Raw genomic sequence first — 21604 nt, 5'->3', positions numbered from 1 at the left:
GACGCCATCGGCGCCGGCGTCGACACCCTGCCCCTGGCCGTCGGCACCCTGGTCTCCTTCGCCGTCGCCTACGCCTCCATCGCCTGGCTCCTCAAGTACGTCGCCAAACACTCCTTCAACGCCTTCGTCCTCTACCGCATCGCCATCGGAATCCTCCTCTTCGGCCTGCTCGGCACCGGCGTCCTGACCGCCTGAACACCCAATACGCCCCGGCGCCCCGCCCCCGAACGGACCCCGCCGGGGCGTTCCCACGTCGGGCGGACCACGCCCGCGGGCGCCGGACAGCCCGGTTCACCTGGCGCCACCCCGGGATCGTCCACGGCTGGGCAGACCGTCCGATCGGTTACGTCCGACTCCGCCGGGAGGCCCTGACCGCCGGGCCGGGTGGCTTCCGTACGCCCTCCTCCTGACCCTGCTCCGGGGCGCGGCGGTCGCCCTCGCCCGGGGCTACTTCGGGTCCACTGGTTCACCGATGTGGTCGGCGACTGGCTCTTTGCAGCTGCCTGGCTCGCCCTCCTGGCCACCGCCTACCTGTGGGCCGTGGCGGCCGACCCGAAGCCGCCGACGGGGGAAGACGCGGCCCGGCTCGCCCCGGAGCTCGTCGCCGCGCGGCTCGACGCGCTCATGGCGGCGGCCGAGGGCTGCGCCGAGCTGTTGGCAACGGGGCTGAGGCGGTTGCGCTGAACAGCCCCCGGGCGGCGATCGGCCTGCCGCCGGTGGACGGCGTCCGCGTCCACGTCTTCACCGAGCGGCCGGGGCTGGCGGCGGACGCGGACCTCGACCTGACGCAGACCGGCGCGTGGATCCTGCCCGACGCCCCCCGGCCGGCCTGGAGGCGTTCCTGTACGCGGACGCCCCACCGGTGCACGTGGGCTTCGGCAGCATGGCCGCGCATGCCCGAAACCCGTGCACGGGCGCGCCCCGGCCGCCCGGTAACGGCCGCCATGCCGGTACGTACCGCACGGTGCAGTCGCCGCCGTCCCGAAAGCCCGGCCGTCAACTAGGGCCGCGTGGAGGAAGCTTCTTCCGTCATCCCGGGTTGCCGAGCACATAAACGTGTGATTAGACTTACAGCCGAGTGTTGGCCGCAACTGGCGGGAATACCCCCACTCCCCCAGCGACGAGCCCAGAGCTCGCGGCTTGACAATATTGCGCACTCCGCCCAGCGGGTCCGTGGCCGTAGCAGCCACGTTGACGGCGGATACGCATTCCCTTGCATTTTGCAGCCACGCGCAACCCGCGTACGCCTCTTCCGTGGAGCAACTTCGCGCAGCGAGTGGCACACCAAGGAATAGGGATCGAACCATGCAGGCACTGAGAGTGAAGCGACTCTTCGCGGTGTCCGCCGTCGGAGCCCTGATGGCCGGTGGCGCCGCCCTCGGGGCCGCAGGCACGGCCTCCGCGGCAACGCCGGCAATGCCGACCCACTCCGTCGCCGCCTTTGTCCACGGCGGAGGAGGCAACTGGGGCGGCGACGACAACGGCTACAACAACGGCTGGTACGACAACAACGACGACTGGGGCGGAAACTACAACCACGGCTGGTACGACAACAACGACGGAGACTGGGGCGGAGGCTACGGCAACTACAACGACTGCTGACAATGACCATGTCGTGCGGCCCTGATGATGGGCCGCACCCTGTCATGCGGCCGGGCGGATGACCCCCGGGAACCGCGGTGCACACCGGGCTTGAGGGTGAGTCATGCAGGCACGGCGGGTGTGGGGGGCCCACCGGTCGGAGGGGGGTCGAGCCTGAGTGTCGCGACGTAGGCGACCACGACGGTGACGATCACCAGCGGCATGACCGTCAGACCCTGTGCCCCCAGCAGCAAGGTCGCCAGCAGTACCGAGGTCAACGGCAGCCTGAGCATGGCGACCGACATGGCCCCCACGCCCATCGCGAACGCGGGGGTCAGTTGCAGTCCCGGCAGATGTGAGAGAGCGATCCCGCCCGCCGCGCCCAGGAACATCGCCGGGAAGATCGGGCCCCCTCGGAAGGCGCTGAGGGAGGCGCAGTAGGCGAGCCCCTTGCAGACGACGAGCAGGAGCACGGTGGCGGCGGTGCAGTCGGCGCTGTGTGCGAGCAGCGGGCCCAGCGCGGTCTGCCCCGAGTACAGCACCTCGGTCGCGGCGTTGCCCGAGCCCTCGGCATAGGCGATGGCGAGCCCGGCGACGACCAGGCCCATGAGCACGGTGGCGGGGATCCGGTGCCGCTCGACCCGCGGCTGCAGCAGCAGGGCGAGCCGGCGAGTGCCCGTACCCACCAGGGCCGCCGCGAGTCCGATGGCCAGTGCCCAGCCGAATTCGGCGCCGGTGGGCGTATTGGCGTGCGGTACCGCCGGGATCGCGAGGGAGAACGTACCGAGCCCGGTCCAGTGGTCCAGGCCGATGAAGATGAGCGAGCCGATGCCGGCAGCGAGCAGCCCCGGCACCAGCACGATCCCCAGCATGGGGCCGCCGATCCCCGAGGCCTCCATGAGGAGGAAGGCCCCCGTGATGGGCGACCCGAGCAGGGTACTGACCGCGGCGAAGCTTCCCGCGGCCCCGGTCACGGCCCGGAGGGGCGGCGGTACGTCCGGCTTGAACAGGCCCAGTACCCAGACGGCCACGCCGCTGCCGAGCATGATGAGCGGCGCCTCGGGGCCCAGTACCGCGCCCAGGCCCAGCGTGGCCAGGGCCGCGACGAGGATCCCGGGGAGCTCACGCGGCTTCGGGGCGCCCGCCGTCGACAACCCCTCGGCCGGCTTGTGGCCGCCCGTCCCGGGAAGGTACCGGATGGTCACCGCGACCAGCAGGCCTGCCACCGCGAGCAGCGGCAGGGGCCACCACATGGGGGTGCTCCGGAAACCCAGCGCCTTGGGCAGGTCGGCGTAGGCCCAGGGCTGGAGCTCACCGACCAGCGCCAGGAAGCCGTACGCTCCTGCGGAGATCGGCACCCCGAGCGCCGCGGCCATGACCAGCAGACCGATGTAGCCGCGGGTCCTGACCTGGGCGAAGGGATCCGCCGGCGGCGCCGCGCGGGCTCCGGCAGGGCTCTCGGCCGACATGTGCACCACTCCCCGGCATCGGTCCCCGCCGCGCGGCTGCTCCTGGCGGCTGCTGCGTTGATACCACGCGGCGCGGCCCGCACGGTGCGGGCTCACCGGCGGTCCGTGGCGGTGAAGCGGCCCTCACGTCCGGCGGGACGCGGACCTCACGTCCGGCGGGACGCGGACCTCGTCACGTGGTTCGGCCGATGGGTCCTGTGCCGCAGGCGGGCCGGCCGCGGCCCGGAGGACGCGGACTGTCCACGGCTGCGCAGGCCCACGTCCACGGCGCCGACGATGACCCGTACGGCGGCGCCGACCAGGATCAGGTCCCCGAGCATCTGCGCCATCGCCACGCATCTGGCCCCCTGCGACTTGGGCGCGATGTCGCCGAAGCCCACCGTGGAGAACACCGTGACCGTGAAGTACAGGGCGTCCGTTCGGGTCATGGGCTCGGTGAAGTAGCCGGGCTGGCTCCGCTCCATGAGGAAGTAGGTCGCCGCGAACAGCAGAAGGAACAGCGGGAAGATCGTCACGAGCGCCTCGACGGCTTTCAGCCGGGGATACGGCGAGCGAGTGATGGCACGCGTCTGCCAGACGACCAGGGCGGATACCGCGAGCAGGCCGATGACCAGTGCGACCACCGTTTCGGTGCTGAAGGGCTGGTCCAAGGGCAGCGAATAGTAGGCCACCACCAGGCCTGCGGCGGTCAGCACCGGCCGCAGCAGCGCGCGCAGCAGGAGAAGGCGCCGCTTCCGTTCGGGCAGGTCTTCAAGTTCCGGTGCGTGCCTCATCGTGCTGCCTCAGCTCCGTGTTCGTACTCGGACGGTTCGCGCCGGGGGCCGACGGAGCGCATCCGGTGACGTCCGGCGTCAGCACCGTGCGCAGGAACTCGGTCACCTGCCCGAGCGCGGCCCCGCCTTCGTCAAGCATCGCGGCGAAAGCCTGGAACAGGTGCGGGACACCCGGAGTGACCTGGAGCGTGACCGGGACGACCCCGCCTGGATGAGCAGCGGTGGCAGGCCGCGCAGGTCCGCGAGCACCGGGCTGATCAGCGGATCCGCCGCGTCCGCGGCGCCCGTGTAGTCCTCGGCCCGGACCGCGATGGCTCGGGGGGTGAACGACGGGTCGACAGCGGTCTTGCTCGTCATGCTGGTCCCGCTCAGCGTCAGGTCCGCATACGGTGAGAAGAGCACGCCGGCGGCCGGCATCGGCAGGTTCCGTTCGCGCGCCCGCAGCAGCAGGGCCACGGCAAGCCCGGCACCGGCCGATTCACCGACCACGGCGATCCGCGCCGGGTAGCCGCGTCCGGACTCGCCGAGCAGGGCGCGGTAGGCGGCAGCGGGACCCCGCCCAGCCTGCCGGACGTGAGCACCACGTCGTCGGGCAGCGGCCGGGAGGTGAGCATCCGGGTGAGGACCTCGCGCTGCTGCACGCGGTCGCCGCCGACGTCGAGCGGGCCGTTGCGGAGGAGGGTGTCGAGTACGTCGCGCTGTGTTCAGCGACGCCGAGCACGGAAAGGTGGACCTGCTCGTCCACGGCGGTTCGGCTCCGCCACCGCTGCGCTCACAGGTGCTGTTCGAGGAGGGCTACGCCTGCCTGGTCTCCAGCGACCACCCGCTTGCGCGACGCCCCGCCGTATCGCTGCAGGACTATCTGGAATGCGCGCACATCGTCGTGGACGGACGACAGGGACACGTCGACCGGGGTCTCGAAGCGCTGGGCAGCCCGAGGCGAGCGAGCGTGACCGTGCCCTACCACGCGGCGGCAGCCGCCGCGGTGCCGGGAACCCGACGTCCAGCGGTTGCAGTTGCGCCCGCCGTGTCCGCAGGAACCGCCCCAACTGCGATGTGCTCTTCATGGCGTCAAGTATGGACAGGGGCGGGCGGCGCGTGCCCGCCCCTGTCAGTGCCCGGCAACCGCCTCGGCTCCGCCGTCGCCGACGCCTTCCGCGCCCGCGGAACCGACGACGCCACAGCGGAACTGGCCGCCGCGGTGGGCGTGCTCGCCTTCAGCACCGCCTTCGCTCGCTGGGCGACGCCGGGGAACCGGCAGCCGTACACCGAGATCGCGCACGGCACTCGACTACCTGCGGGTTGGCGTGGCCGCCCTCGGCGCGGAGGCCGGCGGCCGCCGCAGCGCCCGGTTCGTCGGACTGACCGCACCGCGTCCGTGATACACGGCTACAGCTTGAGGTTCCACTGCCATGGCTGGTTGGCGCCGCCGTGGCAGGACCAGAGCCGGACTGGGGCCCCGTTGCGGTGGTCCGCGACCTCCAGGCACCTGCCGGAGGTGTGGAGCGGGCGGATGTCGAACGCGTAGTCGTGATTCGGTACGGGATCGGCCTGGGCGGGCGCCGTCGTGCTGAGGGCGGCGGCGAAGGCGGCGGCGAGTACGCCCGGGATTCGAGCGGAGGCCGGGGAACGGGGCGGCACGAATGCTCCAGCACGTCGGGGCGTCAACCGGGTCCGCCCAGCACGATCTTCCACACCCGGGTCGCCACCTGGAGGTTGAGCCGGTCCTCGACGTTCGCGAGGTCGTTGCCGCTGATGTCGCGGATGCGCTGGAGCCGGTAGCGCAGCGTACTGCGGTGGATCGCGAGGGATTCCGCGGTCTCGTCGTAGTTGCCGCCGCAGTCGAAGTACCTGGACAGGGTCTCCACCATGGCCGTGCGGTGCCGGGAGTCGTAGTCGATGAGCTGCCCGAGCCAGTCGTGGACGAACGTCTCCAGTTCCCGGTAGTCGTTGCCAGGTCCCAGGATGCGGTAGAGGCCGAGCTCGTCGAAGAACGTCGTGCCGTAGCGCTCGCGGGAGTGGCGGCGCACCTCCAGGGCGCGTCGGGCCTCCTGATAGCGGCGGGGGATGTCGGCCGGGGAGTCGCACGGGGCGCTCACCCCGATCGTCCCGGACCGTGACCCGGTCTCGCGGGCCAGCGCCTCGTACAGCGCGCGGGCGTGCGGCCGGTCGTCGGCGACCAGGACCACGTGGTCCGACCGTCGGGTCAGCAGCGAGCGCATGCCCACCCCAGCGGCCGCCCGGCCGACTGTCTGCGCGAAGGAATCGTCCGTGGTCCGGTTCGACCACTGCACCGCGACGATGTAGTGGCTGCGGTGCAGGTCGTGCCCGACGGCCTCGGACCGGGCGTAGGCGCTCGTTTCGTCCGTCCCGGCCAGGAGGTCGTCGACCAGCCCGCGATGCAGTCTCAGCTCCACTTCGGCCAGGTTGCGCAGGTGCGCCAGCTCCAGTGCGAGCGAGGTGGCCGCGTATTCCAGCGCGAGCACGGTGTGCGCGTCCGCCTCGCCCCGGGCGTCGACCAGGGCGAGCACGCCCAGGATCTCGCCGTGCGGGCGGACCAGGGTGATCAGCCGGTCCCTGATCCGCACCGGCCCGATCTCCCGGGCGACCGTGTGCAGCACTTCGTCCTGGCGTACGGGGTCCGGTTCCGGATAGGGGTCGGGGCGGCTCGGGCCGGTCCAGGACCGCAGCCGGCCGAAGCGGTCCTCGACCAGCGCGGGGAGTCCGGTGAGCCGGTGCAGGGCGCGGGTGACGGCTTCCTCGCCGCCGCCCGAGGCGGCCACATCGGCCATGAGCGCGTGCACGGCCCGCTGGTACCCCAGCTCGGCCACGACGGAGACCAGCTGCCGCTGGAGGGCCGCGCGTTCCTCCCTCAGCCGGTGCAGCTCCAGCGCGTCCTCGCCCCGGCGCCGGTGCGCGAAGGCCACTGACAGGGCGGCAGCGGTGTGCCGGACGAGCGTGGCGAGCAGGGACCACTCGGCCGCGGTGGGCCGGGAGCGGGAGGTCACCACGAGGTATCCGTGGAGGCGCTCGGGCCCGCGCAGCCCCAGGGCCCGGCCCCAGAGCCGGCCCGGTACGGTCACCGGGCCGTCCCGCCCGGCCAGCTCCTGCACGCTCCGGTCCACGGCTGAGGCACGGCTCTGGGCCCTCCTCGGGCTGCGCACCAGGTCGCCGTCCACCCTGAGGTATCCGGCCTCGGCCTCGTAGGGCCCGGCGGCGGCTATGTGGTCCATGGCCAAACGCAGGATCCGGCTTTCGTCCAGCGTGCCGAACTGGGCGCGGGAGAGCACCGTCAGTTCGTGGTCGGCCGGGGCCGCGGCGGGTGGCGCGGGCTCTCTCCGCGCGGTCGCCGGGGGCCCGCTGCCCCGGGGAAGGCCGCCCTCCCGGTCGGAGCAGCGGCGGTACCGCTCGTGCGCCCGGCTGCCGGCCATGGGATCACCCCTATCTCCACGAGCCGGGGACCGCTCGCGGGCCGGCTCATCCGAGATGTTCGGACTCTTCTCTCATACTCGCGGGGCGATCGGACCCCTGCATTTCCGACCCGCCAGGCGCAGGCCGTAGACCCACTTGGCTCGCCACCGTGGGAGGTGTCCAAACCCTCGTGCGCACCGGCGGAGAGGACAGCACGATGGCCGAGCAACATCGCAGGCCGGTTGCCTCGTACGAGGACTACCGGGAAGCTGAACGCGCCGTTGATCACCTCTCTGACCAGGGGTTTCCCGTGGAGAAGGTGGCGATCATCGGCCAGGACGTGCGCCTCGTCGAACAGGTGACCGGCCGGATGGACTACGGCAGGGCCGCCCTTCACGGAGCGGCGAGCGGTGCGCTCCCCGGTGTCCTGATCGGCTGGCTCTTCGGCCTTGTGAACTGGCTCGACCCCGTGGTCTCCGGCCTGCTCCTCGCCCTGTACGGGCTGATCTTCGGAGCGATCGTCGGCGCGCTGTTCGGCATGCTGCTGCACGCCCTGCAAGGCGGTCGCCGGGATTTCGCCTCGCTCCGCTCGATGCAGCCGAGCCGGTACGAGGTCGTCGTGGACGAAGCGGTCGCCGACGAGGCCGTGCGCCTGATCGGAGGGATGCGGACCACCGACGGTGGTGCCGCCCGTACCTGAACGAACGTGATCCGGAGAGTCGGCGCGGACCGCCGCGCCGGGAGGAGTTCCTCATGGCGAAGGCAGTGGGCATCGATCTGGGCACCACGAACTCGGTGATCGCCGTGTGGGAGGGCGGCGAGCCGTCCGTCGTGCCCAACAGCGAGGGCAACCGCACGACGCCGTCCGTGGTGGCCTTCACCGACACCGGTGAGCGCCTGGTGGGCCAGCTGGCCCGGCGCCAGGCGATCCTCAACCCCAAGGGCACCATCTACTCGTCCAAGCGGTTCATCGGCCGGCACTTCGACGAAATCTCCGAGGAGGCCAGGGCGGTGGCGTACGACGTCGTCGAGGGTGACGGCGGGGCGGCCCGCTTCCGGGTGCGCGACAAGCTGTACGCCCCTGAGGAGATCAGCGCCCAGGTGCTGCGCAAACTCGCCGACGACGCCTCGAAGCAGCTGGGGGAACGGGTCACGGAGGCGGTCATCACGGTGCCGGCCTACTTCAACGACGCTCAGCGCACCGCCACCAAGGACGCCGGACGGATCGCCGGGCTGGAGGTGCTGCGGATCATCAACGAGCCGACCGCGGCGGCCCTCGCCTACGGCATGGACAAGAAGCAGCACGAGACCGTCCTCGTCTTCGACCTGGGCGGCGGCACCTTCGACGTGAGCATCCTCGACGTCGGCGACGGCGTGGTGGAGGTGCGGTCCACCGCCGGCGACAGCCACCTGGGCGGTGACGACTTCGACCGGCGTCTGGTGGATCACCTCGCGGACGACTTCCAGAAGGAGAACGGCATCGATCTGCGCAAGGACCCCCAGGCGCTGCAACGTTTGTTCGAGGCGGCGGAGAAGGCCAAGACCGAGCTGAGCTCGGTGACGCAGACGCAGGTCAGCCTGCCGTTCATCACCGCGGACGCCGCGGGCCCCAAGCACCTCACCGACTCGATCATGCGGTCCACCTTCGAGCAGATCACCGGCGACCTGGTGGAGCGGTGCCTGGGACCGGTCCAGCAGGCCATGGCCGACGCCAAGGTCAGTGAGAGCGACATCGACGAGGTCATCCTCGTCGGCGGTTCCACCCGCATCCCCGCCGTACAAGCCCTGGTACGCCGGCTGACCGGCGGCAAGGAACCCAACATGAGCGTCAACCCCGACGAGGTCGTGGCCCTGGGGGCCGCGATCCAGGCCGGGGTGCTCAAGGGCGAGGTCAAGGACGTCCTGCTGCTCGACGTCACACCGTTGTCGCTGGGCGTGGAGACGCGCGGCGGCGTGATGACGAAGATCATCGAGCGGAACACCACCATCCCGGCGCGCCGCTCCGAGACCTTCTCCACCGCCGAGGACAACCAGCCGGCCGTCGACGTGGTGGTCCTCCAGGGCGAGCGCGAGCGGGCCGCCGACAACCGGGTGCTCGGCCGGTTCCAGCTCACCGACATCCGGCCGGCGCCGCGGGGCGAACCGCAGATCGAGGTCACCTTCGACGTCGACGCCAACGGCATTCTCGAGGTGAAGGCCCGCGACCGGGACACCGGCAAGGAGCAGGGCATCACCATCAGCGAGAGCTCCAACCTGGACCGCAGCGAGGTCGAACGCATGGTCCAGGAGGCCGATCGCAACCGGGGCCAGGACCAGGCGCTGCGCGAGGCCGTCGATGCCCGCAACGAGCTCGACGCCGTCGCGTACCAGGTCGAGAAGCGCCTTGCCGAACTGGGCGACGCAGCCCCCGCGCACGAGAAGGCACGCGCCGAGATGCTCGTGTCCGACGCCCGGGCGGCGGTCAAGGAGGAGGCCGGTGTGGAACGGGTGCGGCCCCTCGCCTCCGAACTCCAGCAGGTGCTGGCCGGGCTGACGGCCCATCAGGGAGCCGCCCCCACCGGCGGCCCCGGCCAGGACACCACCGGGGACGGTGCGACCGGCGGTGGCGGTGGCAGTGACGACGACGTCATCGACGCCGAGTTCGACAAGGACTGAGGATCCGCCATGCCGATCCACCCCAGCGAACCCGACCCGGCCGGCCCGGACCAGGCCGACCCGGCTCCGGAGGGCGCCGTACGCCCTCCCCGCGGGGATCTTCCGCCCGCGGCGGGGTCCGCCACGGACCAGGAACCCGGCCCCGACGCGGCCGGCGGCCCCGCGCCGGCCGAGGACGAGTACACGACCGCGATCCGGGAACTGGAGGACCGCTGGCGGCGCGCACTCGCCGACCTCGACAACCTCCGCAAGCGCCACGCCAGGGAACTGGAACGCGAGCGGACGGTCGAGCGGTCCCGTACGGCCGCCGCCTTCCTGCCCGTCCTGGACAACCTCGAACTCGCCCTGACCCATGCCGGAGCCGACTCCGGCCCGATCGTGGAAGGCGTACGGGCCGTACGCGACCAGGCGGTGAACGTCCTCGAACTGCTCGGCTACCCGCGGCACGCGGAGACCGGCGTCGCCTTCGACCCGGCCCGGCACGAGGTGGTCGCCGTCGTCCAGGACCCCGACACCGCACCGGGCACCGTCGTCGAGGTGGTGCGTCCGGGCTACGGGGACGGGGAACGGCAGCTCAGGCCCGCCGCCGTGACGGTAGCGAAGCGGGAGTGACCGGTCATGGCACGGGACTTCTACGAGGTGCTGGGCGTGCCGCGGACCGCGAGCCAGGACGAGATCCAGCAGGCGTACCGCCGGCTCGCCCGCAAGAACCACCCCGACGTCAACAAGGACCCGGGGGCGGAGGAACGCTTCAAGGACCTCAACGAGGCGTACAGCGTCCTGTCCGACCCGAAGACCCGGGCCCGTTACGACCGCTTCGGCGAGGACTACCGCAAGATCCCCGAGGACTTCGACGAACGGGTCGCGGCCGGCGCGGGCGGCGGCTTCCGTGCCGGGGGGACCGCGGGCGCGGGCGGCCCCCGCACGCGGTACGCCACCGGCTTCGGCGACGGATTCGCAGCGGAGGACATCGACATCGAGGACCTGTTCGGCTCGTTCTTCGGAGCGGGCGCCGCCCGCGCGGGCGTGCCGGGAGCCGACCAGGAGGCCGAGCTGCCGCTCACCGTCGAGGAGGCGTACCGGGGCGGCCGTCGCACCGTCACTCTCGCCGGTCCCACCGGGCAGCCGCGGCGGTACGAGGTCGACGTGCCGCCGGGCGTCACCGACGGACAGCGCGTCCGGCTGGCGGGCGAGGGCGGCCGGGGCAGTGGTGAGGCCCCCGCGGGCGACCTGTACCTGCGGGTGCGCATCCAGCCCCACCCCCGGTTCCGGCTGGACGGCCGCGACGTGCACGTCCAGGTCCCCGTCGCCCCCTGGGAGGCGGCCCTGGGTGCGACCGTGCCGGTGCCCACCCCCGGCGGCGGCACGGCCAAGGTCACGGTGCCCGCGGGCTCGTCCAGCGGCCGGCGGCTGCGGCTGCGCGGCGAGGGCATGCCCAACCCGCGCGGCGCGAACGGCGACCTGTACGCCGAACTCCGCGTCATGGTGCCGCCCACCCTCGGCGACCGGGAGCGCGAACTGTTCGAAGAACTCGCCGCCACCTCCTCGTTCGACCCCAGGAGCACACGATGAACGACCGACCCACGGGAGCGGCGGGCATCGGCCGGGCCGGCACGGGCGACCGTCCGGTACGAACGGGCGCCGACGTCACCGCCTCGACGGCCGTCCGGTACGCGCTCGTACCCGTCCCCAGGCTCTCGCTCGACACCGTGGCCCGCCGCTCGGGCCTGCACCCCGATCTGGTCCGCCGGTTCGTCGCCCTCGGCCTGGTCGACGCCGAACGCGACGGCGCGGGACACCTGGTGTTCGACCCCACCGCCCCGGCGGCCCTCGCCCGCATCCAGCGGCTGCGCTCCGGGCTCTGCCTCAACTACGCATCCATCGGCCTGGTGCTCGACCTGCTCGACCGCATCAGCCTGCTCGAAGCCGCCCTGCGCGGCCGCGGCACGAGGAGGGACACACCCCCATGGACATGAACCGGCTCACCCAGAAGTCCCAGGAAGCCCTCCAGGAGGCACAGACCGCGGCCGGCCGGCTGGGCCAGACCGAGGTCGACGGTGAACACCTGCTGCTCGCACTGCTCGACCAGGAGGACGGTCTGATCCCGCGGTTGCTGCAACAGGCCGGCACCGAGCCGAAGGAACTGCGCGCGGCCGTGCGGGAAGAACTCGCCCGCCGCCCGAAGGTCACCGGCCCCGGCGCGGCCCCCGGGCAGGTCTTCGTCACCCAGCGCCTCGCCCGCCTGCTCGATACCGCCGAGCGGGAAGCCAAGCGCCTCAAGGACGAGTACGTGTCCGTGGAGCACCTCCTGCTCGCCCTGGCCGAGGAGGGCTCCTCCACCGCCGCCGGGCGGCTGCTCAAAGAGGCCGGCATCACCAGGGACTCGTTCCTCAGCGCGCTCACCGGGGTCCGCGGCAACCAGCGCGTGACCTCCGCCAACCCCGAAGTGGCCTACGAGGCCCTGGAGAAGTACGGCCGCGATCTCGTCGCCGAAGCCAGGGACGGCAGGCTCGACCCGGTCATCGGCCGGGACGCCGAGATCCGCCGCGTCACCCAGATCCTCAGCCGCAAGTCGAAGAACAACCCGGTCCTCATCGGTGACCCCGGTGTCGGCAAGACCGCCATAGTCGAGGGTCTCGCCCAGCGCATCGTCCGCGGCGACGTGCCCGAAGGTCTCCGCGACAGGACCGTCTTCGCCCTCGACATGGGTTCCCTGGTCGCCGGGGCCAAGTACCGCGGTGAGTTCGAGGAACGGCTCAAGGCCGTGCTCAGCGAGGTCATGGCCGCCCAGGGGCGCATCCTGCTCTTCGTCGACGAACTGCACACCGTCGTCGGCGCGGGCGCCGCCGAAGGGGCCATGGACGCGGGCAACATGCTCAAGCCGATGCTCGCCCGCGGCGAACTCCACATGATCGGCGCCACCACCCTCGACGAGTACCGCAAGCACATCGAGAAGGACGCCGCGCTCGAACGCCGCTTCCAGCAGGTCCTGGTGGACGAGCCGAGCGTGGAGGACACCATCTCCATCCTGCGCGGGCTGCGCGAACGCCTGGAGGTCTTCCACGGCGTGAAGATCCAGGACACCGCGCTGGTCTCCGCGGCCACCCTCAGCCACCGCTACATCACCGACCGGTTCCTGCCCGACAAGGCCATCGACCTCGTGGACGAGGCGTGCGCCCGGCTGCGTACCGAGATCGACTCGATGCCCGCCGAGCTCGACGAGATCACCCGCCGCGTCACCCGCCTGGAGATCGAGGATGCGGCCCTGTCCAAGGAGACCGACCCCGCCAGCAGAGCCCGCCTGGAGGAGCTGCGCAGGGAACTGGCCGACCTGCGGGGCGAGGCCGACTCCAAACACGCCCAGTGGGAGGCCGAACGGCAGGCCATCCGCCGCGTGCAGGAACTGCGCAAGGAACTTGAGCAGGTCCGCCACGAGGCGGAGGAGGCCGAACGTGCCTACGACCTCAACCGCGCCGCCGAGCTCCGCTACGGACGGCTCCAGGACCTGGAACGCCGACTCGCCGCCGAGGAGGAGCAACTGGCCGCCAAGCAAGGGAAGAACCGGCTGCTGCGCGAGGTCGTGACCGAGGAGGAGATCGCCGAGATCGTCGCCGCCTGGACCGGTGTCCCCGTCGCCCGCCTCCAGGAGGGTGAACGCGAGAAGCTGCTGCGCCTGGACGAGATCCTGCGCGAGCGCGTCGTCGGCCAGGACGAGGCCGTCAAGCTCATCGCGGACGCCATCATCCGCGCCCGCTCCGGCATCCGCGACCCTCGCCGCCCCATCGGCTCGTTCATCTTCCTCGGCCCCACCGGCGTCGGGAAGACCGAGTTGGCCAAGACCCTCGCCCGGGCCCTGTTCGACTCCGAGGAGAACATGGTCCGCCTCGACATGAGCGAGTACCAGGAGCGGCACACCGTCAGCCGGCTCATGGGCGCACCGCCCGGATACGTCGGCTACGAAGAAGGCGGTCAACTCACCGAGGCCGTACGCCGCAAGCCGTACTCGGTCGTGCTGTTCGACGAGATCGAGAAGGCGCACACCGATGTCTTCAACACCCTGCTGCAGATCCTCGACGACGGCCGGATCACCGATGCCCAGGGCCGCACCGTCGACTTCCGCAACACCGTGATCATCATGACGTCCAACATCGGCTCCGAGCACCTCCTCGACGGCGCCACCGCCGAGGGTGAGATCAAGCCGGACGCCCGGGCCCTGGTGATGGGCGAACTGCGCGGGCACTTCCGTCCGGAGTTCCTCAACCGCGTCGACGACATCGTGCTGTTCAAGCCGCTCGGTGAGCGGCAGATCGAGCGGATCGTGGAGCTGCAGTTCGGCGAGCTGCGGCGGCGGCTCGCCGAACGCCGCATCACCGTCGAACTGACCGACGCGGCTCGTGAGCTGATCGCCCACCAGGGCTACGACCCGGTGTACGGGGCCCGGCCGCTGCGGCGCTACATCTCGCACGAGGTCGAGACACTGGTCGGCCGGGCCCTGCTGCGCGGCGACGTCCAGGACGGCGCGACGATCCGCGTCGATGCCGAGCACGGAGAACTGGCGGTCACCTACGGCCGGCAGGAGGAGGCCGGGGAAGCGAGGGCGGCGTGAACACCACCCGCACGACGACGGTGACCTGCCCGAACTGCGGGCGCGGCAACCGGATCCCCGTGGCCGCAGCGGGCCGCCCCAGGTGCGGCCACTGCAAGCAGCCGCTGCCCTGGATCGTGGACGCGGGCGACGACGACTTCCCCGAGATCGCCGACCGGGCCACCACTCCCGTCGTCGTGGACCTCTGGGCCACCTGGTGCGGCCCGTGCCGCATGGTCAGTCCCGCCCTCGAACAGGTCGCCCGCGACCTCGCCGGACGGATCAAGCTCGTCAAGGTCGATGTGGACCAGAACCCGGAGCTCAGCCGGCGGTTCGAGGTGCAGGCGGTGCCGACCCTGCTGGTCCTGGACCGGGGCGAGACGGTCGCCCGGCAGGCCGGCGCGGCCCCCGCGCCCGTCCTGCGCTCGTGGGTCGAGCAGGCGCTGGCGGGCCGGCACACCACTGCGGGAGGGTGAACACGATGGACCGGGAACACGGGGCAGTCGGTGCGGTCCGCGAGACACCGGACCGGTACGGGGCGTTCCCGCGCCTGACACCGGAGCAGCTCAAGGAGCTGAGCGCGCACGGCGAGCGCCGCAGGACCGCCGAGGGCGACGTGCTGTACCGCGAGGGAGAGCCGTTCCGGGAGTTCCTCGCGATCCTCAGCGGGGCCGTCGAGATCCTGCACGACCACGGCGGGCCCGACGAGCGCTCGGTGGCGGTGCACGGACCGGGCAGGTTCCTGGGTGAACTCGGGCTGCTGGAGGGGCAGGCGGCGTTCGACACCGCCGTGGTGCGCGAGGCGGGCGAGCTGCTGGCCGTACCGGTGGAACGGCAACGCGCCCTGGTCGGCGGCGACCCCGTCCTCGGCGACCTGATCCTCCGTGCTTACCTGGGCCGCCGGTACCTGCTCATCGGCCTCGGCGCCGGCTTCCGGATCCTGGGGTCGTGCTATTCACGGGACACGCTGCGGCTGCGTGAGTTCGCCGCCCGCAACCGGCTGCCGCACCGCTGGGTGGATCTGGAGAAGGACAAGGAGGCGGAGGCGCTGCTGCGCCGGTTCGCCATCCGTCCCGAGGAGACTCCGGTGGTCCTGTGGAAGGGCGAGCGGGTGCTGCGCAATCCGAGCAACGCCGAACTCGCCCGGCTCATCGGGCTGCCCGCCCCTTCGCCCGGGGCCGGACGGTGCGACGTGATGGTGGTCGGCGCCGGCCCGGCGGGACTCGCCGCCGCCGTGTACGGGGCTTCCGACGGCCTCATCACGGTCACCGTCGACGCCGTGGCCACCGGGGGCCAGGCCGCCACCTCGTCCCGCATCGAGAACTACCTCGGCTTCCCGTCGGGCATCTCCGGGGGCGAGCTCATCGAACGCGCGGTGCTCCAGGCCCACAAGTTCGGCGCCCGCCTCATGGTGCCGGCCCAGGTCGAGGGGCTCGCCCCGCAGGACGACGAGTACGTGGTCACCTTCACCGACGGGTCCACGACGCGGGCAGGCGCCGTGGTGCTCGCCTCGGGCGTGTGGTACCGCAGGCTCGAGGTGCCCGGCATCGACCGCCTGGAAGGCATCAGCGTCTACTACGCGGCGACCGTCCAGGAGGCCAGTCTCTGCCGGGCGGACCCGGTCGCCGTGGTCGGCGGCGGGAACTCCGCAGGGCAGGCGGCGCTGTTCCTCGCCGACCACGCGTCCAGCGTCCGCCTCCTCGTCCGGGGCGGTGACCTCAACGCGGACATGTCCCGCTACCTGGTCGACCAGGTGGAACGGCACCCCAAGATCGAGGTGCTGCTCCACACCGAGGTCCGGGGCGTCCACGGCGAGGAGGAGCTGGACTCGCTGACGGTGGAGGACAACGCGAGCGGTGAGCGGCGCGAGCTGCGGGCCGTGGCGCTGTTCGTGTTCATCGGGGCCCGGCCGCGCACGGAATGGCTCAGCGGCGTGCTGGCCCTGGACGAGAAGGGCTTCGTCCTCACCGGCGCCGACGCCCGGGCGGTGGCCGACGCGGACCGGTGGGCCTCGCTCGGCCGCGGCCCGTTGCTGCTGGAGACCACCCTGCCCGGGGTCTTCGCCGCCGGCGACGTCAGGAGCGGCTCGGTGAAACGGGTGGCCTCGGCGACCGGTGAAGGCGCCATGGCGATCCGTCTCGTGCACGAGCACCGGGAGAGGAGGGGCAGCGTGGTCACCGCTGGGCCCGAGGGGCGTCGGCCGGTGGCGGACGAGTCGGTGTCCTGGCGCTGACCGCGCACCGCCTGCGCGGACGAAGGAGGTTCCGGCCATGCGGGAGCCGTCTCAGGGCGTGACGGTCGTGGCCCTCTTGGCAGATCCGGATGCGCCGACGGAGATCGCGCAGCGCATGGCCCGGCTGCTTCCCGCTCGGCTCGCCGACAAAGCGGGCCCCGGGCGACGGTTCGACGTGGAGGTGGTCAGCGAGCCCTTCACCTCGGGGACGGAGGACCTGCCCACGTTGATGCGCCGGATCGTGGACCGCGGAGATGCGGAGAACTGGGATGTCATCGTGGCCCTCACCGATCTTCCGCTGCACTCGCACGGGCGCAAGGTGGTGGTGGAACTGAGCCACGAGCACGGCTTGGCGCTGCTGTCCCTTCCTCCGCTGGGGGGCTTGCGGCTCCAGACGAGGGCCCTGCGGGCCGTGGAAGAAACCGTGCTCGGTCTGGCGGGTGCGCGGGCCTCCGGGGACGAAGGACGTCCGCGGAGTCAGCCCCTCATGGGGCCCTTTGCCGGTCGTCTCACGCCCATCCACCGGAGCCCGGTCGGTGAGGAGGAGACCACCGATCTCCGCTACGTGATCAGCGGGGTGCGCGGTTACCTGAGGGTGCTCGCCGGTATGGTCCGCGCCAACCGGCCGTGGCGGCTGGTGCCGGGCCTGTCGAAGGCCCTGGCGGCCGCGCTCGCCACGGGTGCGGTCGCCACCGTGAACTCCACCACCTGGAGCCTGGCCGAAGCCCTCAGCGCGCCGCGCCTCGTCATCGCCATGGTCGGGTCCGTCTGGGTCATGATCGGCTGGCTGATCGTGGACGGGGAGCTGTGGCATCGATCGAGTGAGCGCTCGCCGGAGGCGAGGCAGCGGGCGCGGCTCTACAACGCCTCGACGGTGCTGACCGTGGGCATCGGGGTGCTCGTCTGCTACGGCGGCCTGATCGTCATCAACTTGGTGTGGGCGCTCTTCATCGTCAACGACCGCGTGTTCCATTCCGCGACAGGAGCCCCGCTGCACGCCACGGAGTACCTGACGCTGTCGTGGTTCGTCGCTTCGGTCGCCACCGTGGGCGGCGCACTGGGATCCGGCCTGGAGAGCGACGAGGCGATCCGGGCAGCCGCGTACTCCAAGCGCGAACAGGAACGCCGCCACATGCTCCAGGACGACCGAGGCGACCAGCCCTCGAAGTGAACCGGGACGGGCGCGGGGACCGGCACGCGGTCCTCAGTCGTAGAGGAGCGAGGCGGACGGTGTCCTCGCGTCCTGTCGGCCCGGGGTGGTGTAGGCGAAGTCGAACACCGTGCGCCGGACCCCGGGACGCGTGAGCGGGGTGACCCGGTGGGGCGTGCGGTCGCTGAACGGGAGGTAGCCGTCGCCGGGCCGGTGGTGCGCCCGCCGAGCGCCGGGGACGTCGAGCGCGGCGAGGTCGCCGCGTGCCGTTCGACGGGGTCGTGCCCGGCCACGACGGCGTCGCCCAGCAGCGGGGAGGGCAGCCGCATCAGGTCCCGGTCCCCGTACAGGCTCGTGATGACCCGTGAGGCGTGGGCGATCCGCTGCCCCCCGAGCGTGGTCATGTGCCGAGGGCTGTCCGCCGTGCAGGGCATACGGAAGTCGCGCCGTACGCCGCCGTCGGCCTCCAGCCTTCGCGCTTCCGCGGCGAGCGTCTCCAGGCCGGCCGGGCTGAAGAGCGCGGGCAGGGCGAGACAGCCGTCCGCGGAGCACCGCCGACGCAGGGCGTCCCGGTGCGCGGAACGCCCCACGCCCGGGCCGTTCAGGCGGGTGTACGCGTCTGCCGGCGTAGTTCCGGGACGACACCCAGCCACACGCTTTCCATGCCGGCATCGCGCAGGTACCGCTGAGCCGTGCACTGGAGGGTCATCCCGTAGGCGCCGTGGAAGTGCACCGATTCCGCAGTCACCGCCCGGCTCAGCTCCGCCGCCAGGGCCAGGGCCTCGGCCGCAGCAGCCCGCACGTCCTGGCCGGCGTCGGCACGGGCCGCGGTGTCCCGTACGAGCAGCCGCGCCGCGTGTACCCGGGCGCTGCTGGCCGCGAGGCGGAACGCGATCGACTGGAAGCGGGCCAGCGGCCGGCCGAACTGCCTGCGGTTCTTCGCGTACCCGGTCGCGGCGTCGAGCGCGCCGGCGGCCAGCCCCGTCAGGTATGCGGCCTGCCAGATCCGGGCCCGAGCCAGTACTGAGGTCCACAGCCGCTCCAGGTCGCCGGCCGCGCCCGTACCGACGGTCAGTACCTGCGACGGCGAGAGCGTGGCCTCGTACACGTCGAGGTCGAACAGCCGACGGCTGCCCAGCGTGGACCTTGCGTCGAAGAGGAGCGCGGGGGAATCCGCGGGCAGCAGGGCTATCCCCGGCGCACCGGACCCGACCAGGAGCAGGGTGTCGGCCTCGTCGGCGGACTCCACGAAGGTACGCCGCCCGCTCACCACCACGTGCTCGCCCCGCTGCTCCCAGGACGGCCACGGCGCAGGCCGCTCCGGGGACCGGCCGCCGGCGTCGTCCCGGTGGGCCACGGCGATGGCGCGGCGCCCCGCGGTGACCTCCGTGAGCAGGCGGTCCCGCTCCTCGGACGGACGGCAGCCGCGCAGCATCTCCAGCCCGAGCAGGGTGTCGAGGTAGCGTCCGGCGGGAAACCCCGCGGCCCCCATGAGTTCCGCGACCACCGTCACGGCGACGTCCCCGAGCCCGAGGCCGCCGGACCGGCGCGGTGTCAGCAGCGACAGGGCGCCGCGCTCCACCAGAGCCGGCCACGTCCCGGCCGGCGGGGCAGCGGGCGGTACGGCGGCCAGGTCGGCCGGGTGGGACGGCAGCGGCGGGGTGTGCTCGGCGGTGAACCCCGCGAAGCGCGCGCGAAGCAACGGTTCCAGCTGGTCCAAGTCCATCGCTCAGCCCTCCATTCCCAGGCCCAGGGTCGCGATGACCTTGAGCATCACTTCCGACGTCCCTGCGGAGAGGGTCAGTTGCGGGCTCTCCCGGTACATGCTTTCGATCGTTTCTCGCCAGCCCTGCTCCCCGTCCCAGCGGGTGGCCGTGCCGACGAGGCCGGCCACGTCCAGGCCGAGTTCCACGACCTCCGCAGCGAGCTCGGTGTTGAACCACTTGGCCCGCGCGGACACCACCGGGTCCACCGCTCCGGAGTCGATCGCCGCCACCGCCTCGTACGCCAGCAGCCGGCCCGCCCGGATCCGGGTGTCGAGAGCGGTGATGCGCCCGTGCAGCGTCTCGTCCCCGCCGAGCCCGGACTGCTCGGCCACCCGTCGGACGGCGTCGAACCAGCGGCGGACCCGCCCCTGGTAGTCGATGCCGGTTCGTTCGAGCGCCAGCACCGTGTTCAGGACGCCGAACCCGGCGTGGACGGGACCGATCACCGCGTCGTCGCCCACGCGAACGTCCAGGGTGACGTCGTCGAAGCGCTCCTCGGTGGCGTTCCAGATGGGTGCGATCCGAACGCCCGGCGCGGACATGTCGATCATGAACAGAGTGATGCCGGTGCCGTTCTCGTCCGTGGTGCGCGCGGCGCACAAGCTGATCTCGGCGAACTGCGACTTCTGGCTGTAGATCTTGCGCCCGGTCACCCGCCACGCATCACCCTCGCGCTCTGCGGTCGTACGCAGGGAGCCGAGGTCCGAGCCGATGCCGGGTTCTGAGTACAGCACCGCGGCGATGTGCTCGCCCCGGGCCAACGGCGGCAGATAGCGGGCCTTCTGCTCCTCGGTTCCGGCCAGCAGGACGAACAGGCCCACGATGTCGACGCTCAGCACGTGCGCGACGTCCGGCACGCCGGCGAGGGCCAGTTCCTCCGCCACCACGGCCGCGTCCACCGCCCTCAGCCCCAGACCGCCGTACTCGGTGGGCCAGTTGGCCGCCAGCCAGCGCCGTTCCCCGAGCATCCGGAAGATCTCCGAGTGCCCGGGCTCCTCACCGACCGGGAGCCGGCCCAGCCCGGCCAGCACCTCCGCGGCGTCCGGCGACGCCAGGAAGGCGCGCACCTCGGCGCGGATCCCACTCTCCGACGCCGACGCCGGAGCCGAATCCGCGGCCGGATCCGTCGCCGTCGGCCGCTGTACGTGGTCGGCTGCCACGGTGGTCACAGGACCGCCTCCTTGCGGGACGAAACGTCGAGGGCGAGCCTGCGCAACACGGCCTCGCGGGCCGAATCGACGAAGAAATGACCGCCGGGGAACCCGTGGAGCTCGGCCGCGGCCTCGGCGGCGGGCGCCCACTCCGCCAGCAGCGCCGCGGGATCGGCCACCTCGTCCTGGCCGTAGTAGAGGTGCAGCGGCGCGCGCAGAGCGGGAGCCGAGGCATCGTAGGTGTAGTCGGCGACGACTTCCAGGTCGGCGCGCAGGATCGGCAGCAGCAGAGCCATCAGTTCCTTGTTGGCGAGGATTTCCTCCGGGGCGGCCTGGTCGGCCCGCAGCGCGGCCAGCAGGGACCCGTCGTCGGGCGCCGCGGCGTCCGCAGCCCTGGGGGCGCCGCGCTCCGCAGACCCGGCTGATGCGTGCTCCGCCGGTCCGCGTGCTCCGGCGAACCGGCGCGGCCGGGACACCCGGCCCGGCGCGGCGGTCCCGGAGGCGATCACCCGCTCCGGCGCCAGGCCGAGCGCCTCCAGACGGCGGCCCAGCTCGTAGGCCAGCAGGCCGCCCATGCTGTGCCCGAACAGGCAGAACCGCCCGTCGAGATAGGGCAGGAGCTCTTCGAGAAGATGCTCCAGAAGGGGTTCGAAACGGGTCAGGGGGGCCTCGTTGAAGCGGCTGTCCCGGCCCGGCAGCCGGGCCGCCAGGATGTCGGCGTCCGGGATGCGCCCGACCCACGGGCGGTAGCCGTTGGCGCTGCCGCCCGCGTACGGCAGGCACACGATGCGGAGATCTTCGACGAGAGGCTGTCGGAAAGCGGTGAACAC

At 72.2% G+C, this 21604-nt stretch carries 20 protein-coding genes and 2 pseudogenes; 13 read left to right on the top strand and 9 right to left on the bottom strand.

What is annotated here, in order from left to right:
* The 3 genes from ACZ4M3_RS04450 to ACZ4M3_RS04440 form a co-directional block, all read left to right on the top strand.
* Positions 1-195: undecaprenyl-diphosphate phosphatase (locus tag ACZ4M3_RS04450; RefSeq protein WP_467730070.1), on the top strand; the 195-nt coding region annotated here is incomplete at its 5' end.
* Between the two features lie 279 nt (positions 196-474).
* Positions 475-684, top strand: a complete 210-nt coding sequence (locus tag ACZ4M3_RS04445; RefSeq protein WP_467730068.1) for a hypothetical protein — start codon at positions 475-477, stop codon at positions 682-684.
* A gap of 621 nt (positions 685-1305) precedes the next feature.
* Positions 1306-1602 carry a hypothetical protein gene (locus ACZ4M3_RS04440; RefSeq protein ID WP_467730066.1) on the top strand — a complete coding sequence of 99 codons (297 nt, stop codon included), beginning with the start codon at positions 1306-1308 and terminating at the stop codon, positions 1600-1602.
* Between the two features lie 101 nt (positions 1603-1703).
* Here ACZ4M3_RS04440 and ACZ4M3_RS04435 read toward each other — a convergent pair whose 3' ends face one another.
* The 3 genes from ACZ4M3_RS04435 to ACZ4M3_RS04425 form a co-directional block, all read right to left on the bottom strand.
* The gene (locus ACZ4M3_RS04435) at positions 1704-3050 is read right to left on the bottom strand and encodes a chloride channel protein (RefSeq protein WP_467730064.1); all 1347 of its coding nucleotides are present in this window, start codon (positions 3048-3050) and stop codon (positions 1704-1706) included.
* Between the two features lie 146 nt (positions 3051-3196).
* Positions 3197-3823, bottom strand: coding sequence for a potassium channel family protein (locus ACZ4M3_RS04430; protein WP_467730062.1), 627 nt, complete (start codon positions 3821-3823; stop codon positions 3197-3199).
* A gap of 102 nt (positions 3824-3925) precedes the next feature.
* Positions 3926-4312 carry an alpha/beta hydrolase fold domain-containing protein gene (locus tag ACZ4M3_RS04425; RefSeq protein WP_467730060.1) on the bottom strand — a complete coding sequence of 129 codons (387 nt, stop codon included), beginning with the start codon at positions 4310-4312 and terminating at the stop codon, positions 3926-3928.
* Positions 4313-4523: 211 nt separating this feature from the next.
* Between ACZ4M3_RS04425 and ACZ4M3_RS04420 the strand changes: the two are divergent.
* Positions 4524-4799, top strand: a pseudogene (locus ACZ4M3_RS04420) (LysR substrate-binding domain-containing protein); the annotation flags it as partial.
* A gap of 413 nt (positions 4800-5212) precedes the next feature.
* Here the strand turns inward: ACZ4M3_RS04420 and ACZ4M3_RS04415 are convergent.
* Positions 5213-5464: a ricin-type beta-trefoil lectin domain protein gene (locus ACZ4M3_RS04415; protein WP_467730148.1), complete on the bottom strand. Its 252-nt coding sequence runs from the start codon at positions 5462-5464 to the stop codon at positions 5213-5215.
* A 23-nt stretch (positions 5465-5487) separates the two neighbouring features.
* Positions 5488-7254, bottom strand: coding sequence for a helix-turn-helix domain-containing protein (locus ACZ4M3_RS04410; RefSeq protein WP_467730058.1), 1767 nt, complete (start codon positions 7252-7254; stop codon positions 5488-5490).
* A 197-nt stretch (positions 7255-7451) separates the two neighbouring features.
* On the opposite strand from ACZ4M3_RS04410, the gene ACZ4M3_RS04405 reads away from it, so the two are divergent.
* From ACZ4M3_RS04405 to ACZ4M3_RS04365, 9 genes are read left to right on the top strand one after another with little or no spacing between them, the layout of a single operon-like run.
* Positions 7452-7934 (top strand): YflT domain-containing protein, encoded by a 483-nt coding sequence (locus ACZ4M3_RS04405; RefSeq protein WP_467730056.1) that lies wholly within the window; start codon positions 7452-7454, stop codon positions 7932-7934.
* 53 nt (positions 7935-7987) lie between these two features.
* Entirely contained in the window at positions 7988-9889 is a 1902-nt protein-coding gene (gene dnaK, locus ACZ4M3_RS04400; protein ID WP_467730054.1) for a molecular chaperone DnaK, read from the top strand.
* Between the two features lie 9 nt (positions 9890-9898).
* Positions 9899-10501, top strand: coding sequence for a nucleotide exchange factor GrpE (locus ACZ4M3_RS04395; RefSeq protein WP_467730052.1), 603 nt, complete (start codon positions 9899-9901; stop codon positions 10499-10501).
* A 6-nt stretch (positions 10502-10507) separates the two neighbouring features.
* Complete coding sequence (locus ACZ4M3_RS04390) at positions 10508-11461, top strand: DnaJ C-terminal domain-containing protein (protein WP_467730050.1); 954 nt, start codon at positions 10508-10510, stop codon at positions 11459-11461.
* Positions 11458-11865 carry a chaperone modulator CbpM gene (locus tag ACZ4M3_RS04385; protein ID WP_467730048.1) on the top strand — a complete coding sequence of 136 codons (408 nt, stop codon included), beginning with the start codon at positions 11458-11460 and terminating at the stop codon, positions 11863-11865. The genes ACZ4M3_RS04390 and ACZ4M3_RS04385 overlap by 4 nt, the downstream gene beginning before the upstream one ends.
* On the top strand, positions 11856-14495 hold the full coding sequence (gene clpB / locus ACZ4M3_RS04380; RefSeq protein ID WP_467730046.1) for an ATP-dependent chaperone ClpB: 2640 nt from the start codon (positions 11856-11858) through the stop codon (positions 14493-14495). The genes ACZ4M3_RS04385 and clpB overlap by 10 nt, the downstream gene beginning before the upstream one ends.
* The gene (gene trxA / locus ACZ4M3_RS04375; protein ID WP_467730044.1) at positions 14492-14950 is read left to right on the top strand and encodes a thioredoxin; all 459 of its coding nucleotides are present in this window, start codon (positions 14492-14494) and stop codon (positions 14948-14950) included. The genes clpB and trxA overlap by 4 nt, the downstream gene beginning before the upstream one ends.
* A 5-nt stretch (positions 14951-14955) precedes the next feature.
* Positions 14956-16707 carry an FAD-dependent oxidoreductase gene (locus tag ACZ4M3_RS04370; protein ID WP_467730042.1) on the top strand — a complete coding sequence of 584 codons (1752 nt, stop codon included), beginning with the start codon at positions 14956-14958 and terminating at the stop codon, positions 16705-16707.
* A 37-nt stretch (positions 16708-16744) separates the two neighbouring features.
* Positions 16745-17878: a hypothetical protein gene (locus ACZ4M3_RS04365; protein WP_467730041.1), complete on the top strand. Its 1134-nt coding sequence runs from the start codon at positions 16745-16747 to the stop codon at positions 17876-17878.
* A 323-nt stretch (positions 17879-18201) separates the two neighbouring features.
* Here the strand turns inward: ACZ4M3_RS04365 and ACZ4M3_RS04360 are convergent.
* The 4 genes and pseudogenes from ACZ4M3_RS04360 to ACZ4M3_RS04345 form a co-directional block, all read right to left on the bottom strand.
* Positions 18202-18447, bottom strand: a pseudogene (locus ACZ4M3_RS04360) (HalD/BesD family halogenase); the annotation flags it as partial.
* An 11-nt stretch (positions 18448-18458) separates the two neighbouring features.
* On the bottom strand, positions 18459-19583 hold the full coding sequence (locus ACZ4M3_RS04355) for an acyl-CoA dehydrogenase family protein (RefSeq protein ID WP_467730039.1): 1125 nt from the start codon (positions 19581-19583) through the stop codon (positions 18459-18461).
* A gap of 3 nt (positions 19584-19586) precedes the next feature.
* Complete coding sequence (locus ACZ4M3_RS04350; protein WP_467730037.1) at positions 19587-20792, bottom strand: acyl-CoA dehydrogenase family protein; 1206 nt, start codon at positions 20790-20792, stop codon at positions 19587-19589.
* On the bottom strand, positions 20789-21604 hold the full coding sequence (locus ACZ4M3_RS04345; RefSeq protein ID WP_467730035.1) for a thioesterase II family protein: 816 nt from the start codon (positions 21602-21604) through the stop codon (positions 20789-20791). Before ACZ4M3_RS04345 ends, ACZ4M3_RS04350 begins: the two co-directional genes overlap by 4 nt.

The sequence above is a fragment of the Streptomyces sp. NPDC026522 genome (assembly GCF_055567555.1).
This window is presented reverse-complemented; position numbering and strand designations above follow the sequence as displayed.